14 protein-coding genes are annotated in these 17,159 nt (G+C 63.4%); 3 read left to right on the forward strand and 11 right to left on the reverse strand.

Going from position 1 to position 17,159, the window contains the following annotated elements:
* Nucleotides 1-21 precede the first annotated feature (21 nt).
* The 7 genes from AXK11_RS01470 to AXK11_RS01500 all read right to left on the reverse strand — a co-directional run bounded on the left by AXK11_RS01470 (nucleotide 22) and on the right by AXK11_RS01500 (nucleotide 10,536).
* A complete protein-coding gene (locus AXK11_RS01470) occupies nucleotides 22-810 on the reverse strand; it encodes an SDR family oxidoreductase (RefSeq protein WP_068628606.1) in 789 nt (262 codons plus the stop codon).
* A 107-nt stretch (nucleotides 811-917) separates the two neighbouring features.
* On the reverse strand, nucleotides 918-2,561 hold the full coding sequence (locus AXK11_RS01475; protein WP_197456741.1) for a glycoside hydrolase family 32 protein: 1,644 nt from the start codon (nucleotides 2,559-2,561) through the stop codon (nucleotides 918-920).
* A 143-nt stretch (nucleotides 2,562-2,704) separates the two neighbouring features.
* On the reverse strand, nucleotides 2,705-3,406 hold the full coding sequence (locus tag AXK11_RS01480; RefSeq protein WP_068628693.1) for a zinc metallopeptidase: 702 nt from the start codon (nucleotides 3,404-3,406) through the stop codon (nucleotides 2,705-2,707).
* A gap of 280 nt (nucleotides 3,407-3,686) precedes the next feature.
* Nucleotides 3,687-4,823 carry a Gfo/Idh/MocA family protein gene (locus tag AXK11_RS01485; protein ID WP_068628610.1) on the reverse strand — a complete coding sequence of 379 codons (1,137 nt, stop codon included), beginning with the start codon at nucleotides 4,821-4,823 and terminating at the stop codon, nucleotides 3,687-3,689.
* Nucleotides 4,824-5,216: 393 nt separating this feature from the next.
* Entirely contained in the window at nucleotides 5,217-5,675 is a 459-nt protein-coding gene (locus AXK11_RS01490) for a cupin domain-containing protein (RefSeq protein WP_068628612.1), read from the reverse strand.
* Nucleotides 5,676-5,910: 235 nt separating this feature from the next.
* Nucleotides 5,911-7,977: a M3 family metallopeptidase gene (locus tag AXK11_RS01495; RefSeq protein WP_068628695.1), complete on the reverse strand. Its 2,067-nt coding sequence runs from the start codon at nucleotides 7,975-7,977 to the stop codon at nucleotides 5,911-5,913.
* A gap of 411 nt (nucleotides 7,978-8,388) precedes the next feature.
* Nucleotides 8,389-10,536 carry a TonB-dependent receptor gene (locus tag AXK11_RS01500; RefSeq protein WP_156469131.1) on the reverse strand — a complete coding sequence of 716 codons (2,148 nt, stop codon included), beginning with the start codon at nucleotides 10,534-10,536 and terminating at the stop codon, nucleotides 8,389-8,391.
* A gap of 212 nt (nucleotides 10,537-10,748) precedes the next feature.
* Between AXK11_RS01500 and AXK11_RS01505 the strand changes: the two genes are divergently transcribed.
* The 3 genes from AXK11_RS01505 (at nucleotide 10,749) to AXK11_RS01515 (ending at nucleotide 13,564) form a co-directional block, all read left to right on the forward strand.
* Nucleotides 10,749-11,957, forward strand: a complete 1,209-nt coding sequence (locus AXK11_RS01505; RefSeq protein ID WP_068628614.1) for a Gfo/Idh/MocA family protein — start codon at nucleotides 10,749-10,751, stop codon at nucleotides 11,955-11,957.
* 14 nt (nucleotides 11,958-11,971) lie between these two features.
* The gene (locus AXK11_RS01510; protein ID WP_068628616.1) at nucleotides 11,972-13,063 is read left to right on the forward strand and encodes a hypothetical protein; all 1,092 of its coding nucleotides are present in this window, start codon (nucleotides 11,972-11,974) and stop codon (nucleotides 13,061-13,063) included.
* A 159-nt stretch (nucleotides 13,064-13,222) separates the two neighbouring features.
* The gene (locus tag AXK11_RS01515; RefSeq protein WP_068628618.1) at nucleotides 13,223-13,564 is read left to right on the forward strand and encodes a histone H1-like repetitive region-containing protein; all 342 of its coding nucleotides are present in this window, start codon (nucleotides 13,223-13,225) and stop codon (nucleotides 13,562-13,564) included.
* Nucleotides 13,565-13,680: 116 nt separating this feature from the next.
* On the opposite strand, the gene AXK11_RS01520 is transcribed toward AXK11_RS01515, so the two are convergent.
* The 4 genes from AXK11_RS01520 to AXK11_RS01535 form a co-directional block, all read right to left on the reverse strand.
* Complete coding sequence (locus AXK11_RS01520; RefSeq protein WP_068628620.1) at nucleotides 13,681-14,145, reverse strand: DUF5069 domain-containing protein; 465 nt, start codon at nucleotides 14,143-14,145, stop codon at nucleotides 13,681-13,683.
* Nucleotides 14,146-14,363: 218 nt separating this feature from the next.
* A complete protein-coding gene (locus AXK11_RS01525; RefSeq protein WP_068628622.1) occupies nucleotides 14,364-15,416 on the reverse strand; it encodes an ABC transporter ATP-binding protein in 1,053 nt (350 codons plus the stop codon).
* Between the two features lie 9 nt (nucleotides 15,417-15,425).
* The gene (locus AXK11_RS01530) at nucleotides 15,426-16,253 is read right to left on the reverse strand and encodes a carbohydrate ABC transporter permease (RefSeq protein ID WP_068628625.1); all 828 of its coding nucleotides are present in this window, start codon (nucleotides 16,251-16,253) and stop codon (nucleotides 15,426-15,428) included.
* Between the two features lie 5 nt (nucleotides 16,254-16,258).
* Complete coding sequence (locus AXK11_RS01535; protein ID WP_068628698.1) at nucleotides 16,259-17,116, reverse strand: carbohydrate ABC transporter permease; 858 nt, start codon at nucleotides 17,114-17,116, stop codon at nucleotides 16,259-16,261.
* Between the last annotated feature and the right edge of the window lie 43 nt (nucleotides 17,117-17,159).

The following is a 17,159-nucleotide window of genomic DNA, read 5'->3' on the forward strand; positions in this document are numbered from 1 at the left end:
CGCGCGCTCTCTCTCGCCTGGCTAGATCGTCATCGCGTGGTAGCCGCCATCGACGGTGAGTTCTTCGCCCGTGATGAAGGAGCCCGCGGCGTCGCTGGCGAGCAGCAGCGTAGCGCCGATCAACTCATGCGCTTCGCCAAAACGATTTGCCGGCGTGTGCCGCATGATGTTTTCGATGCGGTCGGGCGTGAGCACCTTGCGGTTTTGCTCGGCGGGGAAAAACCCGGGCACGATCACGTTTACGCGCACGCCCTGCGGCGCCCACTCGCGCGCGAGGTTCAGCGAGAGATTGTGCACCGCGCTCTTCGTCGCCGAGTAGGTGAAAACGCGCGACAGCGGGACGACCGCCGACATGGAGCCCAGGTTGATGATCGAGCCGCCCTGCCCGCGCTCGACCAGGTATTTGCCAAAAACCTGACATCCCAGAAACACGCCCTTCAGGTTAACCTGCACGATCCGGTCGAACTCCGCTTCGGCGATGTCGAAGAATGGGGTCGCCGAGTTTACGCCCGCGCCGTTGACCACGATGTCGATCCGGCCACTGCGCTTGAGGACGGCGTCGCGCAGGCTCTCCAGCTCGGCCTTGCTCGTGGCTTCGGCGGCGTGAAACCAGGCCCGCCCGCCCGCAGCCGCGATTTTGTCGAGGCGGGCCTGCGCTTTCTCCGCGTTGCGCCCGACGAGGACGACCTCCGCCCCCGCGCCCGCCAGCCCCTCGGCCATTGCGCCGCAGAGCTCGCCCGTACCGCCAATCACGACGGCGACCTTACCGTTTAAACCAAAGAGTGAGTGGAGGTATTCCGAGTGGGGCATGCGGGCCAGCGTGCATGCCGCGCCCGCGCGGGCGAATCCATAATTGCCCCGCACCCGCTGCAAAGCGGGGCGCCCAGCCCCGCGCCTGACCGCGACGTGGGGCTCGCTCAGAGCGAAATCTCGTTGGCATCGATCGCGTAGGTCGAGTCGGGGACGTCCGCCGAGTAGAGCAGCATCGTGTAGGGCGACTTCGGGAAAACCAGCGAGGTCACCACGCGCTCGCCGCCATTGAGGAAGACCTCCACCGAAGTGCGATCGAGGACGAACATGAAGTTCGCCTCCGAGCAGTGCAGCCCGACTTCCTTGATCGGCGTGATTGGCGCCACCGCATCTGGCTGCGCAAATTTTTTGGAGAACTCGCAGTCCCCCGAGTCCTTGCGGTTGATCACCACGGGCGTGCCCGGGATGCCGTTGTGATGCGTGATTTCGAGCTGCTCGCCGTCCTCGTTGCAGAGCAAAAACATGTAGCAGCCCAGCGGGGTCATCTGCCGGACTTTCACCGTGATCACCGCCTTGGTGAGGTCGAGCTGGCCGGACTCGATCAAAGTGGCGATGGGCGCGATGCCCGCCTTCGGCAGCGGTCCATCAAAGTTTAGCGTGCCCGCACGCTTGATCCGCCGCGTGGGGTCAAAGCTGCCTACGATCTCCTCCGGCGGGTGACATTTCAGGACGTAGCCCGACACGGCCGTATTCGCCAGGATGAGCTGGCGCGGGATCGTCATCTGGCCGAGCCAGCCCGCCGCCGCGGTCGGGAGCTTCTTCGCGTAGTCCCAGTTCGACATCCAGCCGATCATCACGCGGCGCTCATCGGGCGCATTGTTGAAGAGCACGCTCGCGTAGTTGTCGCGGCCCCAGTCGAGCCACGCGTAAGGGCTGCGCATGATGTCGAGCGCCTGCCTGGAGGGCGCGCGGCTCACGAAGACCGGCGGCACCGCCTCGCCGCTGCGGTTGGCAGGGCGGCTAAACTTCTTCTCGGGGCGAAAATGCGTCCCGTCGAAATCGCCCACGAAGTACTGCGTGGCCGAGCCGCCCAGCGGCCCACCCGGGTTCAGGCTCACGAGGAGCACCCACTTCAGCTCCGCGTCTGGCGGGGGCGGCTCGCCGTGCACTTGCTCGACGCGCATCGAGAACAGATCGGGGCACTCCCAGACGCCACCGTGCGCGCCGAGCCCCGCGCCAAACTCCGAGAGGAAGGCCCACTCGCGCAGGTTCGCCGAGCTGTAGAAGTGGACGCGATCCTGCGCAGCGAGCACCATCACCCAACGCCCGCGCTCGGCGTCCCAGATCACCTTCGGGTCGCGAAAGTCGCGGATACCCGGGTTGGGCAGCACGGGGTTGCCCTCGTAGTGCGCCCAGGTCGTCCCGCCATCCAGCGAGTACGCCAGCGCTTGTGTCTCGGTGCCAAGCGCGGTGGCCCCGCTCGCCTTCGCCTTCAGCGCATCGTGCGCCGTGTAGAGCGCCACGACAGGCGGGCGCGTCCCGTCGCCGAAGCCCGACGTGTTGTCATGATCGACCACCACGCTGCCCGAAAAAATGTAGCGCGACGCATCGGGGAACAGCGCGATCGGCTGCTCCTCCCAGTGCAGGAAATCGCGACTCGTCGCATGCCCCCAGTGCATCGGCCCGTGCTCCGGTGCGTGCGGGTAGTACTGGAAATACAGGTGCCACACCCTATCGAGGTAGAAGAGCCCGTTGGGGTCATTCATCCAGCCATCGGAGGGCGAGAAATGGTAGTTCGGACGGTAGTTCATCGGCGGGAAGATCATTGGGACAGGGGGTAACAAAAAAGCCGCTGCGGTTACGCAGCGGCTTTTGGAAAAACGCAAAAGATTCCTTGCGGGTACGGTGGAGCGGGGCTGCTGCCGCCAGAGAAGCTCGGGCGGCGCGTGCCGCATCAATCGCGACTGCGCCCGCCCGCCAAAATCAGCAAGATGTGGAGCAGCGAGCCGAGCGCGGCGACAAAGGCGGCCACATAAGTCAGCGCCGCGGCATCGAGCGTCTCGTGCACGCCCTTCATCTCGTCCTTATCGACGATGCCCAGTGTCACGAGCTGCGCCTTCGCGCGGCGGCTAGCGTCAAACTCGACGGGCAGCGTCACGAGCTGGAAGACCACGATGATCCCCAGCGCCCAGGCGCCGACTGCGAGCAGGTTGTAGCCGAAGGCCGAGCCCGCAAAAGTCAGCAGCAAGATCCCCGCCATGATGACATAGCTGGAGATGCTGGAGGCGATCTGGGTCGCGGGCACCATCGTCTGCCGCACCTTCATCATCGAGTAGCCGACCTTGTGCTGGATGGCGTGGCCCGCCTCGTGCGCGGCGACGCCGAGCGCCGCCAGGCTCGTGCCGTGGTAGTTCATCTCGGAGAGCGCGAGGCGGCGGCGGATCGGGTCGTAGTGGTCGGTCAACTCCCCGGGCACCTTGATGATGTCCACATCGTGAATCCCCGCCGAGCGCATGACGGCCTCGGCGGCCTCGCGCCCCGTGATCCGCCCCCGCGAGGGGATGCGCACGTTCTTGTTGTACGCGCTGCGCACGCGCGTCTGCGCATAAAGTCCGAAGAGCATCGGGACGATGATGAGAATGATCCAGATCAGCATGGTAAAAGAGGGAGAGGGATTAAGGCGCACCTCGACAAAGGCACGCGCGCGCACCGTGCGCCAGCATTGTGAGCACCGCTTACCTTAGAGCCTTCCCCAGAAGGTCAAGGGGGCTTCGACTGTCAACCTGACAGGGGATCTTTCAATTTGCGATTTTAGGCGGGAGGGGCGGGAGGGGCAGGACGGTGCACCAACGAGTGCACCGCACAATGAAACGGCACGAAGACCGTGCCATTTACCCGATGTCGCGCGAGCCCGAGTACCCAAGGTCTCACCGCCCTTAGACATCCACCCAACGGCGCTCGGCCCAGGAGCGCAGGCCGAGCTCGGCGAGCTGCACGCCCTTCGCCCCCTCGCGCAAACTCCAGCGGAAAGGCTCGCCCTTCACCACATGCCGCAGGAACAGCTCCCACTGCACCTTGAAGGCGTTGTCGTACACCGCGTTGGTCGGCACGCGCGACCAGCCCGACTTGTAGTCGATGGGGCTGTCGATGTCGGGATTCCAGATCGCGCGCGGCGTGGCGGCGAGCGGCTGCGCCTTGCAATCGCGCAGGCCAGCGACCGCCGAGCCCTGCGTCCCATCGACCTGGAGCGTCAGCAAATCGTCGCGATCGACGCGCACACACCACGAGGAGTTGAAGTGGCAGATCGTGCCGTTCTTTAGCTGAAAAGTCGCGTAGGCCGCATCGTCCGCCGTGCATGTGTAGGACTGCCCGGTCTCGTTCCAACGCTGCGGGATGTGCGTCGCGCCGAGGCAGCTCAGGCTCTCGATTTCTCCAAAGAGATTCTGAATCACATACTGCCAGTGGCAGAGCATGTCGACGATGATGCCGCCGTCGTCCTCCTTGCGGTAGTTCCACGACGGGCGCTGGAGTGCCTCGTGCTCGCCGGTGAAAACCCAGTAGCCGAACTCGCCGCGCACGCTGAGGATTTTTCCGAAAAAACCGGTATCGATCAGGTACTTCAACTTGAGCAGCCCGGGCAGCCAAAGCTTGTCCTGCACGACGCCGTTTTTGAGTCCGGCAGCCTCGACCTCGTCGGCGAGCGCGAAGGCTTCGGCGGAGGTCGTCGCGGTGGGTTTTTCGCAATAGATGTGCTTGCCCGCCGCGATTGCCTGGCGGACGCCGACCGGCCGCTGGCCCGTGAGCGTCGCGTCGAAGTAGACTTGGTTACGCGCATCGGCGAGCGCCGCCGCCAGATCGGTCGTGTAGCGCGCGATGCCCGCGCGAGCGGCCAGTGCCGCGAGCTTCGCCTCGCTGCGCCCCACAAGGATCGGATCGGGCATGATCACCTCGGCGTCACCCAGCCTTATGCCGCCTTGGTCGATGATCGCCTTTATCGAGCGCAGCAAATGCTGGTTGGTACCCATGCGCCCCGTGACGCCGTTCATGACGATGCCGACCTTGTGTGTGATCATGGCCCGAGCCCTAAGCGCAACCCTACGCAGGCGAAAGCGCAAAACCACGCAGATGGCCAACCCGCGCCGTCCGCACCGCAGCGAAGGCAGCTCCCCCTACGCGGGGGATGGGAGGGCGCGGCCTTCGACCGTTTTATTGGGCGGTGCACTCGTCGGTGCACCGTCTGGTTCTGCGTTTTTACCTGTTAACCAAAAAATCCGCCCAAATGGGTTTCCCGCTTCATTTGCATTTGATGCTTCAAACCCAGTCGCAACGCGACTGGGAGGAGTCTTTAAATTTGCGATTTTGTTCGGGCGCAAAGCGCACGGGCAAAATCGCAAATTAAACGGCATGTGGCGACCCTGACGAGCCGCCAGCGAGCGGCTCGCAAAAAAAGTGGGTCTTCGACCCTTTTATTTGGCGACAGGAGCCGCCGTGTACTGCGGCTGCGCGCCGGCGGGCAGCGGCGGGATCTCGCCCTCACCCGCGCGCGGCAGCGTGCCGCTGAGCTCCTGACGCCAGTGCGCAACATCGCCGCCCGGGCTGTAGCAATACATCATGTGCAACGGCGAATCCCCGATATTGGTGAGCTGATGAAAAACCGTCGGCGGCATGTACACCATCTGCCCGGCGGTGATCTCGCTGCGCTCCTCGCCCACGCAGATCTCGCCGCGCCCCTGGAGCACCATATAGACTTCCTCCTGTTCCTGGTTATGCCAGGGCACCTGGCCACCATTGGGTTCGAGGATCACGTAGCCCATGACGAAACCCTTGGCGGGAATCGGTTGTCCGGCCTGCCCCGCCAGCCCACGTCCCCAACGGCCTGCGGGAAACTGGTTACCCGGGATTTTGGCAATATCTGCAATAATCATGGTATGCGGTAAATGCGTGCGGCCCAGCTACGTGTAAACCCGAAACCCGCCCCCGGGCACTACGCATAAAGTGCGTAACAACCGCAGGGAGCGCACCCGAAGCGTTTACCTGTAAACCAACGGAAAACGCCCCGATGGGTATCCCGCTTCATTCGCGCGTGAGCGGGGCACCTGACGAGCCGCCAGGCCGGCGGGAGGGAGGGCGGCTCACCAAATGAAACAGTCGAAGACCGCCTCAGACGCCCTGGCGGGTGAGGTGCGCCTGGAGCTCGGGGTCGCGGCCCATGAAGTCGCGGTAAAGCTCTGCGGCAGGCGCGGCGTTGCCACGGCTCAGGATCTTTTGCCGAAACTCGCGCCCCGTCTTCTGGTTGAAGAGGCCTTCGCGCTGGAAGCGGGTAAAGGCATCGGCATCGAGCACGGCTGCCCATTGGTAGGAGTAGTAGCCCGCCGCGTAGCCCACGGGGTCGGAGAATATGTGGTTGAAGCGCCTCAGCGCCGTGGGGACCGGCGGATCGGCCGGCACGAGCAGCGCAGCGGTATCGGCGCGGATCGCGGCCTCGATGTCGGCCGCCGCGAGGTAGCGCGCGCTGTCGATGTGGAGCAGCAGGTCGAGCTTCGCCAGGCTGATTTGCCGCACGAGAAACGTCGCCGAGCGGAAGTTGCGCGCCCCCACCATGGCCGCAAAGAGTGGCTCGGGGATCGGCTCGCCCGTCTCGTAGTGCCGCGCGAAGAGGTCGAGCGACTCGCGCTCCCAGCACCAGTTTTCCATGATTTGCGAGGGCAGCTCGACGAAGTCCCAGGCGACGTTGACGCCGTTTAGCGACTTGATCGGCACCTCGCCCAGCAGGTGGTGGAGCAGGTGGCCAAACTCGTGGAAAACGGTCTCGACTTCGCGATGCGTCAGCAGCGCGGGGCGCCCCTCGACGGGCGGTGTCAGGTTTCCGCAGATCAGGCCGAGGTGCGGCGTGCGCGGGGCGCCGCGCGTACTACCCGGCCGCTCGCCCGTGCACAGGTAGTTCATCCACGCGCCGCCGCGCTTCGAGTCGCGCGGATGCCAGTCCGTGTAAAACGAGCCGAGCTGCTCGCCCGACTTTTCGTCGAACAGGTCGTAAAACTTCACCTCCGCGTGCCAGACTTCGGGCGCGGGCTCGCGCGGCCGCGCCACCACGCCGAAGACGCGGCGCGCGAGCTCGAAGAGCCCTTCGAGCACCCGCTCAATCGGGAAGTACGGGCGCAGCGCCTCGGCGTCGAAGGCGTGTTTGTGCTGGCGCAGCTTCTCCGCCCAGAACGCCAAGTCCCACGGCGCGAGTCGTCCGACTTCGGAGGCCCCCGTTTGCGCGGCCTTGAATTCTTCGAGCTCGCGCGCCTCGCGCAAAAACGCCTCCGAAGTGCGCGCCGCCAGGTCTTCGACAAAAGCCAGCGCCTGCGCGCCGCTCTGCGCCATCCGCCGCTCCAGGACGACGTCGGCAAAGTGCGGCTTGCCGAGCAGCGCGGCCTTCTCGGCGCGCAGCGCGAGGATCTGCCGGACCAGTGCCGTGTTATCGTGCGGCTCGCGCGCGCCCACCGCGGCGGAGGCCTCCCACAACTCGCGCCGCAGCGCCTCGTCTTCCGCGTACACCATCACCGGCTCCAGCGAGGGCTGGTGCAGCGTGAAGCGCCAACCGCTGGTGCGGCCCGCCCGCTGCGCACTCGCGCGCGCGGCGTCTTTCGCGTGCTCGGGCAGGCCCGCGAGGCGCGCTTCGTCTTCGACGATCAGCTCCCAGGCGTTGGTCGCATCGAGCACGTTTTCCGAGTACTTCTGCGTGGCTTGGGCGAGCTCGCTTTGGAGCGCGGCCAGGCGCGTGCGCTGCGCCTCGGGCAAGTCTGCGCCCGCCTGGCGAAAGTCCGCCACAGTCTCCTCCAGCAAGCGCCGCTCGATCCCCTGCACGGAGGAGGCCACGCCGCTCTCGCTAAACGCCTTTAGCCGCTGCCACAGCTCGGGGTTTAGCGGCACCGACGCGTAAAACTCGCTGACCTGCGGCAGCATCTTGTTGTGCGCCTCGCGCAGCTCGGGGTGATCTGCCACGGACTGCCAATGCGTCACCCGGCCCCAGGCCGTGCCGAGCAGCTCGGTGGCCTGCTCCAGCGCAAGAAAGGTGCTCGCAAAACTCAGCTCGCCGAGCGGCTGCGTCGCGATCTTCTCAATCGCCGCGCGCGCTTGCGCGAGGGCTTCGCTGATCGCGGGCTCCACATGCTCGGCGCGGCAAACCGCCCAGCGGATTTCAAAGGCAGGGTCGAGAAACGGATTGGGGGAAAACGGCATGCGCGCCACAAAGCCCCAGAGCCCCTGCCACGCCAGATAAAAGAACCGGAAACTCCAGTGGCGGGGCGCCACGTGCCATTTACTGTGCGGCTTGTGTGTCGGGCGGTACGCCCGACACACAAGCCGCACAGTTGAATAAGCTCCCCGACCTTCGGTCGGGCTATAACCCGTTAACCGAAAAAATCGCCCTAATGGGTATCCGCTTCATACGTACCCGTGCTGGATACCTTACGAGCCGCCAAGCGGGAGGGCGAGCGGCTCGCCAAATAAAAGAGTCTGCAACCCTCGCAATGCGACAGGGGGGAATTCATGTGAATTTGCGATTTTGTTCGGGTGCAAAGCGCACGAGCAAAATCGCAAATTGAATGGGAGTGGCGACCCGCCACCGCTGCCCGCGTAGGGCCGCCGTCTTTACCAGCGGTAGAGCGCGCTAAAGGAGAGCTGGCGGCCGGCGGCGGGCACGGCGGGCACCTCCTGATAATCGGAGTCCCACAGGTTATCGACCTGTGCGGCCAGCTCCAGGCCCCGGATCCCCTCGGGCTTCCAGACCAGTGCCAACGCACTGCGCAGCGCCTGCCGCCCGCCGGTTGTGCGCAGCGCGTTCTTCGCCTGGATACGCGCATCGTTATCCATGCGCAGTTCCCAGCGATCGACGAAGCGCCAGACAAAGGCCGCCGTCAGCCGTTGGCGCGCGTAGTTCAGCGCGTAGAAACTCGCATCGACCGTGCCGTCCCGATAGTCGGCGTCCTTCGTCAGTGCCGTGTAGCCCAGCGTCACCGAGCCGCTCCCCCACTCTCCGCGCAGCACGAGCTCCGCGCCCGTGGTGCGGATGTCCACCGCGTTGGCCGTGCGCGCCGCGGGCGAGCCGGTGTTAAAAGTCCAGTCCACCAGCGAATCATCCCAGCGGTGAAACACCGCCGTGCTCACTTGCCAGCCCACGAGCCCGGCGGCCGTCGCGCTCAACTCCACGTTACGGCTCGTGCTGCGGCCCAGATCGGGATTCCCGCGAAACAGCCCGCCGGACGGCGACGCGTTGAGCGACGTGTAAGTCGGCAGTTGCGTGGCCTCGCTGTAGCCCAGCGAGAGCGAGCGCCACAGCGAGCCCGCCGGAAACAGGTGCGCGAGCTCGACCACCGGCGAAAACGTGCCCGAGTCGCGGTTCGAGTCGTCCCAGGCCCCGCCCAGCGTCGCCTGCCACTCGCCGCCCGAGCGCGCGGCCCACTCGCGCGTCGCCGCGAGCGTCAGCTTGTACGTGTTGCGGTCGTTGTAGTGGCCCTGGTTAAGCGATGTGCTCTCCAGCGAATCTCCCAGCCACTCCGCGCGGTAGCGCAGCGACCAATCGCCATCCCAGTTTGGCGCCTCGCTCGCGCGGGCACCCTCACTGCCAGCACCGCCGCTCCTGCCGCCGCTGCCGCCCCCCAGAAACTCGCGCCCCTCAAAGGCCACGCCGCGCATCCGGCTCGTGTGCAGATAAGGGTTAAACAGGCCCGGGATCAGCCGGTTGTATTCGTAGTCGTCCTTGTTGCGCCGGTAGTACGCGCTCGCCTCGAAGTGGCCGCCGCCCGCGCGCTCGATCCGATGGTTCAGCATCGCGAGCTTCGTCTGCAAATTCTCGGTCTCCGCCACGCCAAATGGCGTGTACAGGTTTGGCCAACCGAAGAACTTGCTCTGATAAGCGACGAGCAAATCCGTCTGGCTCTGCGCCGTGCGCAATTGCGCGCGGCCCGCGAAACGCTCGAAATCGTGGTCGCCATACTCAAGCGGCCCGTCGCTCGACGAACGCGAATAGTCCACGTCGCCGCCGAGGCTCGCGCCGCGCCCCACAAGATTCGCCAGCCGCCCGCGCAAGCCGCCCAGGTCCACCGCGCCCGATTGGTAGAGCGACCCGCGCCACAGCGCGTTCTCGCCCGCGCCCAGCGACAGCGAGCCATCGCTCTGGTTGGACGATAGTGCCCGCCACTGGTACGCAATCGTGCCCACCCCCACGTTGGTGCTGCCCAGCGCATTGGCCGCGCCCGTGCGCACTGCGGGCAGCCCCAGCATCTGCGGCGCGATCGGCAGCTCCGCAAAGTAGTGCCCCGTCTGCGGATCGCTCAACGTCGCCGCGCCGATGCGAAACCCCGTGTTCTCAAAAACGCCGCCGCGGATGATGATGTCCGCCTGCCCCTCGGCGAGATTGCGCCCCTGAACATCGACCAGCGGCTCGTAGCGCAACGCCGAGACCGGCATCGCAAAAGTCCCCGTCGGCTCGGGAATCGCCACGCGCGGCGAGTTGACCTCCAAGTCCGGCAAATCCAGCGCCGCATCGTACTGCGCGCCCGCCCGCGAGCCCGCACCGACCGCGAGAATCGCGAAGGCCAAGGCCGCCCGAGCGGCGTAACGCAGCGCAACAGTCGCCGCAGTCTTCGACTGGCTCACCAGGCGGCGAGTCGCTGCCTCGCCGTCGGACCCACTTGAGTGGCCCCCTTCGACAGGCACATCAGCCTCCGCAGCCAGCACCGCGCCGGAAAGGTATTGGGGAGAAAGAGAGAATTTGGGTGTGGGTGTTTTCCTGAACATCAGGCCGCGAGCGCTAACACCTCAGTCCCCAAAAACAAGCACTAGTTAATTAACTATCTAAAATTTAGCTAACCAAATGGCGCCACCCCGCAGCCAGGCATCCCAGTAAGTTCCGCAGCCATTTGCTCCGTGACAACGCACGGGGGCTTGGGAGTCATAAACGCGCCCCTCCGGAAAACATCAGAGCGCCCCCAACTCCCCCAATTACCCCCATGAAGAAATCAGACTTGCGGATCGGACTCATCGGCGCGGCTGGCCGCGGTGGCAGCCTTGCAAAAATCGCTCACCGCCCCGGAAAAGGCGCGCGGATCGTCGCGTGTTGCGACGTGGCGCCTGAGGCCCTTCACGCCGCCGCCCGAACTTTCGCGCACGGCGATAAATCGCCCTTCCTCACGCGCGATTATCGCGAGCTGATCGACCACGCCCGATCCGCCGCGCTCGACGCCGTCATCATCGCGACACCCGACTACCTGCACGAGGAGCAGGCCGTCGCCGCGCTGGAGCGCGGCCTCGCCGTTTATCTGGAAAAACCGATGGCGCTGACGATCACCGGCTGCGACCGCATCCTCGCAACGGCCAAGCGGCACCGCGCACGGCTCTACCTCGGCCACAACATGCGGCACATGGGCTTCGTGCGAAAGATGAAGGCGCTGATCGACGAGGGGACGATTGGCGAAGTGAAGGCGTGCTGGTGCAGGCACTTCGTCGGCCACGGTGGCGATTTTTACTTCCGCGACTGGCATGCGGAGCGCCGTTACGTAAACGGCCTGCTGCTCCAGAAAGCGGCGCACGACATCGATGTCATTCACTGGCTTTGCGACGGCTACACGCGGCTGGTCAACGCACTCGGCGGGCTCACGCTCTACGGCGGCTTGCCCGACCGCGCGCCCGCCACCAAGGGCCCGCGGCCAGGCGTCGCGGTCAAGGGGATGGACTTCACGACCTTCCCGCCGACGCGGCAACGCGGGCTCAACCATCGCATCGATGTCGAGGACTTGAGCACGATGCAGATGCGGCTCAGCAACGGCGTCTACGCGACCTACGCGCAGTGCCACTACACGCCCGACTACTGGCGCAGCTACACGCTTATCGGCACCGAGGGGCGACTGGAAAATTTTGGCAACGGTGGCGCGGGCACGCACATCCGCCTCTGGAATAAGCGCAGTGGCTACAACGCAGCGGGAGACGCGACCTACAAAATCCCGCTCGCGCGCGGCACACACGGCGGCGCCGATCCGCTCATCATCGCCGAGTTTCTGCGCTACGCGCGCGAAGGCGGCGCGACCGACACCTCGCCGCTCGCCGCGCGCGAGAGCGTGGCCGCGGGCTGCACCGCGACCGAGTCACTGCGCAAAGGCGGCATCCCGCTAAAAGTCCCACCCCCACGCGCCGCGCTTGCGCGCTTCTTCGAGCCAGTGTGATTAGCTGGCGCAACATGAACGAAGACGCGGCCGCAGCCCCCGAAGCCCCCACCCCGCGCAAACCCAGCTTTCCGGTAAACGCCGGACTGCGCCGCTACCTGCACCGCTACAAACGCGAGCGCCCCCTGCCCATCAGCTACGAGCGGCTCTGCGACTTCCACGAGACGATGCCCCTGCTCAATCGCGAGGGGCAGCCCACGCTCTGGGACAGCGTCATTTACCGGCGCGACGAGATGGAGCCGCTCTACGAAGGGCTCAAGACCACCTACGCCCTGCTCAAGGTCGATGGCGACGAGAGCGTCGTCCAGCACCTGTACATCGACCGCGTGGACTACTGCAGCTTCGGCAATTCGACGCCCTTTCGCGTGCGAATCGTCAACTCCTACAACGACAACCAGGACTACTTCTATGTGAAGCGCGCCGACGCCTCGCGCCTCTACGGACTGGAGCTCGAGCACCTGCTCTCGCCCAGCCGCCTGAACTTCATCACCCACGACAACACCCTGATCGAAGAGCACATCGCCGGCATCCCGGGCGACGTGTTTATCGACACCTGGATGCGCTCGCCCGAGCTGCGCCCCGTGCGCGTCGCCAAGGAACTCGTGAAGTTTAACGAACGCTGCTTCCTGCGGCTGCTCGGCGACATGCGCGCCTACAACTTTGTCTTCGTCATCACACCCGATTTCGAAGCCGCCCAAGTCCGCATCCGCGCGATGGACTTTGACCAGCAGTCCTACAACGGCCGGAAGAAATTCTACCTCCCACAATTCTTCAAAGAGAACGTCCCGCTCGTCCGCTACTGCACCAAACACCTGCACGTGCAGACCGCCCTGCAATACCAACGCGAAGAGCAGACCCTGCTCGTCCAGCGCGCCGACCTCGCACGCCTCCGCCTCGCCGAGCTGCTCCAGCAAATGAGTGCAGACCCGATCGCGCCGCTTGAAAAAATCCACCACCTGCGCGCCGAACTCGCCGAGCACTTCCAGCGCAGCGAGTACCTGCGCTGCCGATCGATGGGCGACCTCGTCCGCCAAAACCTGGACACACTGCGCGAGACCATCGCGCGCAACAGCCCTACGCCAATCGACCTCGAAAGCTTCGCGTAAGCCCCACCGATCAAATACGCAAAACCCGCCGCATTTATATTGCGCGAAATAAACAGATCCCTGAGCTTGCCGCGACAAGGCTCGCACGGCGGCAGCTCCCTTTGCCGCAGTGAGAGATTTCACAACAAACAAGAAACGCCCAAAAACTGGAGCAACCGCATGGCAAAAAAAGCAGCGCCCAAAAAAAACACGGCCTCGAAACCTGTCGCTAAAAAACCGGTAGCCAAAAAGGCCGTCGCGAAGAAAGCAGCCGTCAAAAAAGTCGTCGCAAAAAAGCCTGCTGCGAAAAAGGCAGTGGTGAAAAAAGCGGCCCCCAAGAAAGCAAGTGCCGCAAAAGCGGTTGCCAAAAAGCCAGTCGCCAAAAAGGCCGCGGTGAAAAAGGCAGTCGCCAAGAAAACGGTAGCGAAAAAACCAGCCGCTAAAAAGGTCGCTGCAAAGAAACCCGCAGTGACCAAAAAGGCCGCCGCCCCCAAGAAAGCTCCGGCCAAAAAGAAGAGGTAAGCCCCAAAACGCCTGCTTCAAAAACTTGAAAAAAGAGAGCCGCCCTTCCGGGCGGCTCTTCTTTTTTTACCACACCACCAAATACACAAGAAGCCCCCTGCCAGGCGACGCGCCGATCAAGTGAGGCGGCCTTCGTCGAATTCGAGCAGATCGGGGAGCGTGAGAATGTCTTCGAGGCGGTCGGCGCAGCCCATGTTTGTGAGTGCCTCAGTCAGGAATTCGCGCCCGGGCCCGCTCAGGCCGCGCTGCACGTACCACCGGTTCCACTCGGCCACCCGCAGGTCGGCGGGGAACAGCGCCAGCAGCCCCGCATCGATTTGCGCGTCGCTCTCCGCCCCGTGCACCACGCGCTCCACAGCGTCGGGCTCGACCCCAAGGTGCAGCGACAGGAAGCCATCCATCCCGCGCTTGTAGTTTTTCGCGTAGCTCGGCGGCAGTGCGCCGTGCGTTTTTACGTATTTCGCTTTGGCAATAAAACGCGGCAAGTGCAGCAGGCCCGTCGCCGCGTGCGGGACGTAGGCCGAGGGCAATTCGCGCAAAATAGCACCTGTCGAGCCGGGGATGGGTTGGGAGCGTGCCATGGTGGGGCCCGAACTCAGACCGTACCAGCCACAACACTGCGAGAAAAAAGGGGCCAAGTACTTTCCCTTATTCAGCAAAGGCAGCCTGTGTCACCTTCTCGGTAAAAGTTGAGCGAACCATCCCCCCAAGTCGGGTGACGCAATGTGCGGAACAAACGCGTAGCGCATGCCCGACTCCGGATGAGCAGCAGACATGGCTTGCCGCACAGGCCCGGGCCTCACAGCAGCCCGCGCCCGCTTTTATCGAACAGATGCAAGGGCGCGCCCGCCTCGACACTCACGCCGACCGCATCCCCCGGCCTCAGGGCGCTGCGCTCACTCTGGCGGGCGATCAGCGAAACCCCAGCGACCTCGACGTAGATCAAAGTCTCCGCGCCCAGCGACTCCACCAGCTCGACGCGCCCGCCGAGGCTCCCGCGCGGCGCGGCGGGCTCGCCCTTCCCCAGCGGCTGCACGCGCAGCGCCTCCGGGCGAATCCCGAGCGTGCCATCGGTCGGCAAGCGCCCGCCCGTAAGTGCCGAAAACGCCGGCAGGGCATCCGCGGCCACCAAGTTGATTGAGGGCATCCCGATAAACTGCGCGACGAAGCGATTTGCTGGCCGGTCGTAGAGCTCCAGCGGCGTCCCCACTTGCTCGATATTTCCATTACTGAGGACGACTACCCGATCCGCCAGCGTCATAGCTTCCACCTGATCGTGAGTCACATAGATCGTCGTCGCGCCCAGGCTCTTGTGCAGCTTGTGGATTTCCACACGCGTATTGCCACGCAAAGCCGCATCCAGATTCGACAACGGCTCATCAAATAAAAACACCTTCGGCTCGCGCACAATCGCGCGCCCGATCGCCACCCGCTGCCGCTGCCCGCCCGAAAGCTCCTTCGGTGTGCGCTTCAGATACGGCTCCAGATTCAAAACTGCCGCCGCACGGGCCACCTTTTCGGCGATTTCCTCCTGTGGCACTTTTGCGAGCTTAAGTGCAAACGACATATTGTCGTACACACTCATATGCGGATAGAGCGCATAGCTTTGAAACACCATCGCCAGATCCCGATCCCCGGTGGGGCGATTCGTAATATCCGCGCCATCGAGGAAAAGCTTGCCATCGGAAATCTCCTCCAGCCCCGCGATCAAGCGCAGCAAGGTCGATTTACCACAGCCCGACGGGCCGACGAAAACAATAAACTCGCCCTTCTCTATGGTGAGATCGACACCGCGAATGACTAAAGTCTCCTCAAACCGCTTCTGTATATTTTGTAATTCTAGATAAGCCATAGTGAGCTCCTATTTAACGGCACCAAAAGTCATGCCCTGGATTAATTGTTTCTGGCTAAACCAACCGAAGACCATAATTGGCGCGATGGCGATAAGCGAGGCCGCCGAAAGCTTCGCCCAAAACAAACCTTCCGGATTTGAGTACGAGGCGATCAATGCAGCCAATGTACCCGCCCGGGCGCTCGTCAGGTTAAGCGACCAAAACGCCTCGTTCCAGCTCAGCACCAGGCACAACAAGCCCGTGGAGGCGATCCCGCCCCGGGTCAAGGGCAGCACCACATTGCGAAACTCTCCCCACAGCTTGGCCCCATCCATACGCGCCGCCTCCAATATCTCGTGAGGGATATCTTTTAACGCGCTATAAATCATCCATACGATGATCGGCAGGTTGATCAGGGTAAAAACCAAAGTCAGCAGCGTGAGCGAGTCGAGCAGGCCCGTTTTCTGCGCAATCACATAGAGCGGGACAAGCGCGCCGACGGCCGGCATCATCTTGGTAGAGAGCATCCACATCAATATCCCTCGCGTGCGCCGCGTCGGGAAAAACGCCATTGAATAGGCCGCTGACAGCGCAAGGGCCAAGCCGAGTAACGTAGAAGCCACACTCGTAATCAGGGAATTACGTGCATATAACAGATAGTTACTGCGCACCTGTACTTCGGCAAAATTCTCCAGAGTCGGGGCGAAAGCCACCAGGGGCGGATCGGCAATCGCCTGAAGCTCAGTCTTGAAGGCCGTTAGAAACAGCCAGGCTAGAGGGAAGAACAGCAACGCAGCCAGCACCCAGGCCGATAAGGCGCGCAGCCATTTACCAAGTTTTTTTCGCGAATAAGACATGGCGATTAATCCAGGTTTTTCCCGACAACACGGATAAGAAAGACCGAAACAATATTGGCGAGGATCACCGCAAAAAGTGCCCCCGCCGAGCCCACCCCGACATCGAAATTAACAAGCGCCTGCTTATACACCAGGTAGGTCAGGTTCGTACTCTCATTCCCCGGGCCACCTGAGGTGGTGATTGAAATCTCCGCAAAGACACTGAGCAGGAAGATCATCTCGATCATGATCACGACCGCGATTGGCCGCGCGAGGTGGGGCAATATGAGGTAGTAAAAGCGCTGTACCCCACTCGCCCTGTCCATACGCGCTGCCTCGATCTGCTCTCTGTCCAGCGATTGCAAGGCCGTCATGAAAATCAAACACGCAAAGGGCAACCACTGCCACGACACCATTATGATAATGGAAAGAAGGGGAACATCGGTCAGCCAATCGACAGGCGTCAGGCCGAAGAATTTCCACACACTCGCGAGAACACCGTAAACGGGATTCATCATCATGTGCTTCCACAGGAGTGCATTCACCGTGGGCATAACAAAAAACGGCGAAATCAGGAGCACACGGACGATGGAGCGGCCCGGGAAAGGCTCATTGACCAGGAGCCCCAACAGTATCCCGGGGACAACCGTAAACAGGATCACTGTAGATAGAAAAACAAGCGTCTGCCAAACCGCAGGAAAGAAGTCAGGATCGGTTACAAAGTAGAGATAGTTATCCCAAGCGGCAAAGGAATGCTCCCCGGGCTGGAGCAAGTTGTAGTTGATGAGCGAAAAATAGATCGTCATCAACAGCGGGACGAGCATCCACACCACGAGCACCGCCACGGCAGGCGCCATCAATGCACGAGGCACGAAACGAGAAATGGGGCGGGACATAGGGGAAATCGATAGAGCGGGGATAGGGGCG

The sequence above is a fragment of the Cephaloticoccus primus genome, from assembly GCF_001580015.1.
In the GTDB taxonomy this organism is placed as follows: Bacteria; Verrucomicrobiota; Verrucomicrobiia; order Opitutales; family Opitutaceae; genus Cephaloticoccus; species Cephaloticoccus primus.

Coding starts and splice junctions, on each gene's coding strand:
- AXK11_RS01520 (WP_068628620.1), bottom strand. CDS start 14,145: ATGGCACGCTCCCAACCCATCCCCGGCTCGACAGGTGCTATTTTGCGC.
- AXK11_RS01500 (WP_156469131.1), bottom strand. CDS start 10,536: ATGTTCAGGAAAACACCCACACCCAAATTCTCTCTTTCTCCCCAATAC.
- AXK11_RS01480 (WP_068628693.1), bottom strand. CDS start 3,406: ATGCTGATCTGGATCATTCTCATCATCGTCCCGATGCTCTTCGGACTT.
- AXK11_RS01495 (WP_068628695.1), bottom strand. CDS start 7,977: ATGCCGTTTTCCCCCAATCCGTTTCTCGACCCTGCCTTTGAAATCCGC.
- AXK11_RS01470 (WP_068628606.1), bottom strand. CDS start 810: ATGCCCCACTCGGAATACCTCCACTCACTCTTTGGTTTAAACGGTAAG.
- AXK11_RS01530 (WP_068628625.1), bottom strand. CDS start 16,253: ATGTCTTATTCGCGAAAAAAACTTGGTAAATGGCTGCGCGCCTTATCG.
- AXK11_RS01515 (WP_068628618.1), top strand. CDS start 13,223: ATGGCAAAAAAAGCAGCGCCCAAAAAAAACACGGCCTCGAAACCTGTC.
- AXK11_RS01475 (WP_197456741.1), bottom strand. CDS start 2,561: ATGAACTACCGTCCGAACTACCATTTCTCGCCCTCCGATGGCTGGATG.
- AXK11_RS01510 (WP_068628616.1), top strand. CDS start 11,972: ATGAACGAAGACGCGGCCGCAGCCCCCGAAGCCCCCACCCCGCGCAAA.
- AXK11_RS01525 (WP_068628622.1), bottom strand. CDS start 15,416: ATGGCTTATCTAGAATTACAAAATATACAGAAGCGGTTTGAGGAGACT.
- AXK11_RS01505 (WP_068628614.1), top strand. CDS start 10,749: ATGAAGAAATCAGACTTGCGGATCGGACTCATCGGCGCGGCTGGCCGC.
- AXK11_RS01490 (WP_068628612.1), bottom strand. CDS start 5,675: ATGATTATTGCAGATATTGCCAAAATCCCGGGTAACCAGTTTCCCGCA.
- AXK11_RS01485 (WP_068628610.1), bottom strand. CDS start 4,823: ATGATCACACACAAGGTCGGCATCGTCATGAACGGCGTCACGGGGCGC.